The organism is Phreatobacter sp., assembly GCF_030691135.1.
GTDB lineage: Bacteria > Pseudomonadota > Alphaproteobacteria > Rhizobiales > Phreatobacteraceae > Phreatobacter.
Map to the genome: position 1 here is coordinate 1 of NZ_JAUYFA010000002.1, position 8098 is coordinate 8098.

8 protein-coding genes are annotated in these 8098 nt (G+C 67.9%); all 8 read right to left on the reverse strand.

Features of this window, described 5'->3' with window-relative positions:
* The coding region (gene ntrB, locus Q8O26_RS00115) for a nitrate ABC transporter permease (protein WP_305572273.1) at window positions 1–805 on the reverse strand (805 nt) is incomplete at its 3' end.
* Between the two features lie 74 nt (window positions 806–879).
* Window positions 880–2202, reverse strand: coding sequence for a CmpA/NrtA family ABC transporter substrate-binding protein (locus Q8O26_RS00120; RefSeq protein WP_305572275.1), 1323 nt, complete (start codon window positions 2200–2202; stop codon window positions 880–882).
* A gap of 387 nt (window positions 2203–2589) precedes the next feature.
* Entirely contained in the window at window positions 2590–3747 is a 1158-nt protein-coding gene (locus Q8O26_RS00125) for a CmpA/NrtA family ABC transporter substrate-binding protein (RefSeq protein WP_305572277.1), read from the reverse strand.
* A complete protein-coding gene (locus Q8O26_RS00130; protein ID WP_305572286.1) occupies window positions 3744–4331 on the reverse strand; it encodes an ANTAR domain-containing response regulator in 588 nt (195 codons plus the stop codon). Before Q8O26_RS00130 ends, Q8O26_RS00125 begins: the two co-directional genes overlap by 4 nt.
* A 63-nt stretch (window positions 4332–4394) precedes the next feature.
* The gene (locus tag Q8O26_RS00135; RefSeq protein WP_305572279.1) at window positions 4395–5147 is read right to left on the reverse strand and encodes an SDR family NAD(P)-dependent oxidoreductase; all 753 of its coding nucleotides are present in this window, start codon (window positions 5145–5147) and stop codon (window positions 4395–4397) included.
* Window positions 5148–5188: 41 nt separating this feature from the next.
* Window positions 5189–5962, reverse strand: coding sequence for a trans-aconitate 2-methyltransferase (gene tam, locus Q8O26_RS00140; RefSeq protein WP_305572280.1), 774 nt, complete (start codon window positions 5960–5962; stop codon window positions 5189–5191).
* A 57-nt stretch (window positions 5963–6019) separates the two neighbouring features.
* Window positions 6020–7129 carry a GTP-binding protein gene (locus Q8O26_RS00145; protein ID WP_305572282.1) on the reverse strand — a complete coding sequence of 370 codons (1110 nt, stop codon included), beginning with the start codon at window positions 7127–7129 and terminating at the stop codon, window positions 6020–6022.
* Window positions 7119–8098: EamA family transporter (locus Q8O26_RS00150; protein ID WP_305572284.1), on the reverse strand; the 980-nt coding region annotated here is incomplete at its 5' end. The genes Q8O26_RS00145 and Q8O26_RS00150, both read right to left, overlap by 11 nt.

Consider the following 8098-nt stretch of genomic DNA (forward strand, 5'->3'; position numbering starts at 1 on the left):
AGAGCTTGGAGGAGTTCCACGCGTCCCAGATGAAGAAGCCGATGCCGACGCCGCCGGTGAGCATTTCTGCCGCGACGATGGCGAGCCAGGCGAGGCCGACGCCGATCCGCAGGCCGGTGAAGATGTAGGGTGCGGCCGAGGGCAGCATGATCTTCCAGAAGAACTCGATCTGGTTGAGCCGCAGCACGGCGGCGACGTTGCGATAATCCTGCGGGATGTTGCGGATGCCGACCGAGGTGTTGATGAGGATCGGCCAGATCGCCGTAATGAAGATGACGAAGATGGCGCTGGGATTGGCGTCACGGAAGGCGGCGAGCGAGATCGGCAGCCAGGCGAGCGGCGGCACGGTGCGCAGCACCTGGAAGATCGGATCGAGGCCGCGCATGGCCCAGGTCGACTGCCCCACGAGGGTTCCGACGGCGATTCCGACGAGCGCGGCGAGGCCGAAGCCGATGGCGACGCGCTGCAGCGACGTCAGGACCCGCCAGCCGAGACCGATGTCCTGGCTGCCCGCGACGAAGAACGGATCGAGGATCAGGTCGCTCGCGTCGCGCCAGACCTGGCTCGGCGAGGGCAGGGTCGCGCCCTGGCCGGAGCAGAGGATTTCCCAGACGAGAAGGATGAGGGCGAGGGTGAGGAGGGGCGGCACCACCACGCTCGTGATGGCGACAAGCTTCGGCTTCAGCAAGGCGAGCCGGTTCGCGGACCGCTGCGGTGCCAACGTCACCACCTTGGCCGCGGCTGCGGGCGCGGCTGCGGACGGATCAGGCATCGTTTCGACGGCTCTCAATGCGGGTCTGGACATGAGCGCTCTCTTGCCGGAGGTGAGGAGCCGCCCGAACGGGCCGGGCGGCGGGGTTTTCGATCGGACCGCGCCGATCAGACCTGGGCGCGCTTGATCTTGAGGGCGCGCAGATAGGCCTGCGGGTCGGCGGGATCGAACTTCACGCCGTCGAAGAAGGTCTCGACCCCGCGCGAATCCGAGGTTGGGACGCCGGTGACACCGAGGGTCTTGGCCGCCTGCAGCCAGAGATCCGAGCGGTTGGTCCGGTCGACCAGCGCCTTGATGTCGGTATTGGGCTCGAATTTGCCCCAGCGGATGTTCTCGGTGACGAACCAGGTGTCGAGGCTCTTCCACGGATAGGAGACGGCGCCGCCGTCGCCCCAGAACTTCATCCGCAGCGGCGAATTGGCGACTGTCCGACCGTGGCCGTAGTTGATGTTGCCCTTGAGGCGACCGTTGATGTCGTTGACGGGAACGTTGAACCACTGGCGGCGACCGACGATCTGCGCCAGTTCGTCCTTGTTCTCCATCTTCTCGCACCACTGCTGCGCTTCCATCACCGCCATCAGGATGGCCTGGGTGGCGCGGGGATGGGCGTCGACCCAATCGGCGCGCATGCCGAGGATCTTCTCAGGGTGCCTGAACCACAGCTCGCCGGTGGTGATCGCGGTGTAGCCGATGTTCTGGTTGACGAGTTGCTCGTTCCACGGCTCGCCCACGCAGAAGCAGTCCATGGTGCCGACCTTCATGTTCGCCACCATCTGCGGCGGCGGCACGACGATCACCTTGATGTCCGTGTCCGGATCGATGCCGCCGGCAGCCAGCCAGTAGCGGATCCATAGATCATGCGTGCCGCCTGGGAAGGTCATGGCGGCGGTAAGCTCCTTGCCCTGCGCCTTCTTGCGTTCGAAGGCCGCCTTCAGCGGCGAGGCGTCCTTCTGGATGTTCAGGTCCTTGTACTCGTTGGACACCGAGATGGCCTGGCCGTCCTCGTTGAGGTTGAGGAGCGTGTACATCGGCACCGGCTGGCCGTTCTGCATCACCTTGCCGGTGCTGTAGAGATGGGTCTTCGGCCGGAGGATGTGGCCGCCGTCGATGCCATTGGCCTTGGTCCCGAGAGCCATGTTGTCGCGCGTCGCGCCCCATGAGGCCTGGCGGGAAATGTCCATGTCGGGCACGCCATGCTTGGCGTAGAAGCCCTTCTCGCGCGCGATGACGAGCGGCGCGGCGTCGGTGAGCGCGATATAGCCGAGCTTGGTGCCCTTCACCTCGGGGCCCGCCCCTTGCGCGAAAGCACCGGCGGGCAAGGCCGCCTTGGCGGCGGCGAAGAGGGCGGCGGTGGCGGCGGTCCGTTTGAGGAAGGCACGGCGGCTGGTGCGCGCCGATGCGAGGGACTGTGCCTGGAAGGTCTTTGTCATCGTCAGGTCCCGGTTACGGTCAAGGAACAGGTGAATGGCGGCCGCGGCGGGCCGCGACGGGATGGGTCCTCATGCCGCCCGGCTGGTTCCGGGCACAAAAAAACCGCCGACAAAGGCCTCGTCGTCGCCGGTTCTCGGTCGGAGAGCGGCACGTCGGACATTTGTCAGCGGCGTTGCTGAAGGGCCCAGCACTGGGCCGGGTTGCGACCCTCGGGCCAACCCTTGAGACAAAGGATATTCAAGGGCCGTGCCAAGTGCCTCCGGGGCCGGAAACCGCCTGTCTTCAACGTTCCGGGAGGGGCAGGCCGACCGGGCGAGGTTGGAAACGTTCGAAACGACGGCAGACCGGGGTCGCGGTGCCGTTTCGTTGTGCAGTGCAATCGCCGCTCAGGCAGGCAGCTTCGGCAGGCCGCGGGCGTCGAAACGGGCGAGATAATCGCCGAGAGCGGCGGGATCGAACGCGGGCTCGAGGATGCTGCCGATCGGGTCGGCGAGGGCGGCGGGCGGCGCTCCGCCCACCGCCGCGTCGAAGAGGTCGGTCCGGATCAGCGCGGCGATCTTGGCCGGGGCTTCCGGATCGAACCGCGTCTGCCCCCAGCGGACGATCTGCGCATAGAGCCAGGCATAGCGACCGGCATCGGGCCGCGCCGCGCCGGGCACGTCGTAGCGGATGAAGTCGGGCACGGCACGGGAGGGCCCGCCCGGCGTGAAGATCAGCCGGCCCTCGATGGTGCGCAGCACGAGGGCGGCGGCGACGCTGAGATAATGCGGGGCCGAGAGCATGGCCGCCAGTTCGAGGGCATTGCCGGGATCGGCGCACCAGGCCGCTCCCTTGGCGGTCGCCGCGATGATGGCGCGCAGCGTCTCACCATCGCCGGCCGCCAGCGTATCGCCGATCACCAGCGTCTTCTCGGGAATGCGCGAGAAAAGCGCCGAGCTCGGGGCGAGGATATGGCCGGCGCCACGGTCAACGGCCACCGAGTTCCAGGGTGAGCCGACGCAGAAGCCGTCGATCAGGCCCTTCTCGAGGGATCCCGCCATCAGCGGCGGCGGGATGACGACGAGCTGGACGTCGCGGTCCGGATCGATGCCGCCGGCGGCGAGATAGGCGCGCAGAATGTAGTTGTGGGTGGAGAAGGGGAATGTGCTGGCGAAGACCGGCGGGTTCAGCCCGGCGCTTTCCCGTCGCCGGATGGCCGCGGCAATCAGCGGCAGGGCCGCCACCGGATCTTCCGGCAGGCCCCCCAGTTCGCGCACGAAGGCCGCCGACAGCGTGATCGCATTGCCGTTCAGCGCCAGCGTGATCGGCGCGATCATCGGCACCTTGACGTGGCCGATTCCGAGCGCGCTCGCCAGGGCCAGCGGCGTGAGCATATGGGCCGCATCGAAGAGGCCGATGGAGAGCTTGTCGCGGATGTTGGCCCAGGAGACCTCGCGCACGAGATCGAAGGCGAGGCCTTCCTCCGCCGCGAAGCCGCGCTCGTGCGCCGCGATCAGAGGGGCGGCATCGGTCAGCGGGATGAAGCCGATGGTGATCCGTCTCATCCGAGCATCTCCAGACCGGTGACCACCGCCTGGGCGATGTCGCCCAGCTTCTTCTTCTCGTTCATGGCGCGGCGGCGCAACAGCGTATAGGCCTCGTCCTCGGTGATGCCCTTGTGGCGCATCAGCAGGCCTTTGGCGCGCTCGACGATCTTGCGCTCCTCGAGCGCCGAGCGGGCCTGGTCGAGTTCGTTCTGTAGCCGCGCATAGGCGTGAAAGCGGGCCATGCACATGTCGAGGATGGACTTGACCCGCTCCTTCTTCAGCCCATCGACCACATAGGCAGAGACTCCCGCCTCGATCGCCTTGTTGATCATGCCGGTATCGGACTGGTCGACGAACATGGCGACGGGCCGCTTCACCAGGCGGGAGACCTGGAAGAGCTGCTCGAGAACGTCGCGGGACGGGTTCTCCAGGTCGATGACGACCACGTCGGGGTCGGTGGCATAGAGCCGGGCGAGGAGATTGGTCATCTCCCCGATATGGACGATCTTCGAATAGCCGGCGTCGCGAAGGCCCTCCTCGATGATGGCGGCGCGGGAGCGGCTCTCGTCGACGATGGCGATGGTCAGACTGAGATCACTCAGGGTGCGGCTCCGTCAGCGGGTCAAGTGCATGGTGCACTGCACAAGGAGACGCGGCAAGGGGCGTCAGTAGACCGCCCGGCCTCCGGAAATGTCGAAGACGGCGCCGGTCGAGAAGGCGCAGTCCTCCGACGACAGCCAGGCGATCAGGGCGGCGGCCTCACCCACCTGCAGGAAGCGGTTCATCGGGATCTTCGACAGCATGAAGTCGATATGTTCCTGCTTCATCTGGTCGAAGATCTCGGTCTTGGCCGCGGCGGGCGTGATGCAGTTGACGAGGATGCCGGCGGTGGCGAGTTCCTTGGCCAGCGACTTGGTCAGGCCGATCAGCCCCGCCTTCGACGCCGAATAATGCGAGGCATTGGGGTTGCCTTCCTTGCCGGCGATGGAGGCGATGTTGACGATGCGCCCGTAGCCGGCCTTGAGCATGACGGGGACCACGGCGCGGCATGTCAGATAGGGTCCGACGAGATTGACCTCGACGACGCGGCGCCAGATCTCCGGGGAGAGCTCCCAGGTCTTGCCGTTGCCGCCGGTGATGCCGGCATTGTTGACCAGAATGGCGATGCCGCCATGGGCCGCGAAGGTGGCATCGGTGGCCGCCTGGACCGAGGACTCGTCGGTCAGTTCGACGACATGGGTGGAGACGCGGCCCTTGGACGCAAGCGTCGCCGCGGCCTCCGCGAGCTTCGCCGCATCGACGTCCCACAGGGCGACCTCGGCGCCGGACTCGAGCATCCGCTCGGCGGCGGCATAGCCGATGCCGCGGGCTCCCCCCGTGATGATGGCGGTCCGGCCAGCGAGATCGATGCGGTTCATGGATGTTTCCTCGGCGTTTTTTGTGTTCTGGGCAGGTGGTGTCAGCGCGTGGCGACGATGAAGAGACGGGGGAAGGCCAGAAGCACCTTGCCCCCGGCGTCGAAAGGATAGTGCGGCGCGAGCGCGGCACGATAGGCGGCGAGATAGGCCTCGCGCTCGGAGGGGTCGAGCGGGCCGAGATAGCTCCGCAGCCGCGACCCCTTGAACCATTCGACGATGCCGTCGAGGCCATCCAGCGGATGGTGATAGACCGTGCGCCAGACATCCACCCGCGCCGCATGGGGTTTCAGCATCCGGTAATAGGCAGCGGCCGGGGCGATCGGCGTATGCGATCCCTCGGCGCCCGCCAGCTTGTGTGACCAGGGCCCTGCCCGCGCCGCCGTGCGCATGGCGACGTGGCTCGGCTCGTCGAGGTTGTCGGGCATCTGGACGGCGAGGCTTCCGCCCGCGGGGAGAAGGCCGAGGAGGTGGGGCAGCAGGGTCTCGTGCCCCGCCACCCATTGCAGGACAGCGTTGGTATAGACGATGTCGACGGGCGCCGCGGGGTCCGGCCGCCAGGTCGTGAGGTCGGCGACCGCGAAGCTGATCCCACTGAGGCGTGTGCGGGCATTGGTGATCATGTCCGGGGACGAATCGATCCCGATGATCTCGGCCTTCGGAAAGGTCTGGAGCAGCAGTTCGGTAGTGTTGCCGGGGCCGCAGCCGAGATCGACGACGCGGCGCGGATCGCGCGTCGGGATCGCCGCCAGGAGGTCGCGGGCAGGCCGTGTTCGCTCGTCCTCAAACGTCAGATATTGCGTCGCCGACCAGTCCATGAAGGCCTCCGTCGCCAGTCGAGCACCTGACAGCCCGGCGGGCAAGAGCGTCGCGCGTCAGAAGCGCATGCCCGGGATGGCGAGGGGATTGTCGGTCAGCGCCGCCCTGTCCGGCTGGTCGTTCCGGGCGATGCCAAGGAAGGCGTCATGGAGTGCCTGGATCACCGCGGGGTCCATGTCCTTCAGGATGAAGACGATGCGCGTGCGGGCATCGCCGTCGGGCCAGGAATCGAGCACCGTCGTCGGATGGAAGACGTGCTGGGCGCCGTGTACGACCACCGGCCGGTCGGGAAACTCGGCGATCTTCACCACGCCCTTGACGCGCAGCAGATGCGGGCCGTGGGCGCCGCGCAGCAGTTCGAGGAACATGTCGAAGGCAGCGGAGCCCATGGCCTGATCGCTGGTGAGGGCGAAGGCGCGGATACCGTCGTCGTGGCTATGGGAGCCGTCGGCGCCCGCGAGCGCCTCGTCGTTCAGCCAGCGCGCGACGTCGGGGATCTTGGTGACGGGGTCGGTGAGGCCCGCCGCGAGCACATCGGCCGGAGACGCCTCGCCCTTCGCGGCATCGAGCCGGCGGGCGGCGGGGGCGAGGCCCGCGAGCCGGGCGATCAGCCGGTCGAAGGTCGCGCGGGTCGGCGCATCCGTCACCAGGTCGGTCTTGGTCAGCACGATCCGGTCGGCCACCGCCGCCTGCCGCACGGCCTCGGGATGGGCGTCGAGGGTGGCGAGCCCGTTGATCGCGTCGACGACGGTGATGACCGCGTCCAGCCGGTAGCGCATGGCGAGATAGGGATGGGCCATCAGCGTGTGGATGACCGGTATCGGGTCTGCCAGCCCCGTCGTCTCGATGATCACCCGGCCGAAGGGCTCGACGCGGCCATTGTCGACGGCACGCAGCAGGTCTTCGAGTGCCGCCACCAGATCGCCGCGTACCGAGCAGCAGATGCAGCCGGAAGACAGCATGACGATGCCCTCCTCGACGGTGCGCACCAGCAGGTGATCGAGGCCGATCTCGCCGAACTCGTTGATGAGGACCGCGGTGTCCTTCATGCCGTTGTCGGCGAGCAGCCGGTTGAGGAGCGTCGTCTTGCCGGCACCGAGAAAGCCCGTCAGCACAGTGACGGGGACGGGCGGTCGCGGCCGGCGGGGAGCGGGTTCAGCGGACATCGGAGGCATTGGCGCGAGGCGTGACGGGCGGGGTTCCGCGCTTCAACTCGACGAGCGAGGAGGCGACGAGCGCGGCGAGGACGAGAAGGCTACCCACCATCTGGGCACTGCCCAGCGTTTCGCCAAGGATCAGGCCGGCGAAGAGGATGGCGACCACCGGTTCCAGGCAGAAGACGAGGCCAATGAGCGCCGCCGGAGCGCGCCTGGCGGCGACCATCTGCAGGGCGAAACCGACGAGATAGCCGGCGACGGTCATGGCGCTGGCGAACCAGGCCGACCCGATCGCCCCCCAGCTGATGCCCCCGAGCAGCAAGGCGGCGGCACCGGCGATCGGCATGATGACCACATGCGACCAGAACATCAGCACGGCGGGCTGCGCATATCGGCCGGCCCGCGCCGCCATGAAGAACTGCCAGGCGGCCATCATGCTGGCGAGCGCCGCCAGCGCGATGCCGCGGATGTCGATGGCGCCGAGGCCTGGGCCGATGGCGATGGCAAGACCCGCAAAGGCGAGGGCGAAGACGACGAGCCGGTGCAGCGTCAGCCGGCCCCCCTCGACGAAGGGGCTGGCCAGCAGGATGAGCAGCGGAAAGGTGTAGAAGATGATGGCGGCGACGCCGATGGGCACGAAGGAGACCGCGAAGAAATAGGCGAGGCCGACACCGGCAGAGGCGATGCCCAGTGCGACCACGGCGGGGCGGCCGGCTGGGGGGATGGCGAGGCTGCGGCCGCGCAGGGCAACGACGACGGCGACAGCGCCGAGCATCAGAAAGACGCGCAGGAAGACGAGATCGGCCGCCGATACGCCCTGTTGCGTCGCCATCCGCGCATAGACGATGTTGATGCCATAGGCGGTCGCCGAGGCGAGGGCAGCCGCGATGCCGATGGCAACAGGGGAGAGGGTCACCTGCGCTCGCGCGGACGCTGCGGGCGCGGGGTCTGGCGCGTGGTGCCGGCAGCGGCCGCGCG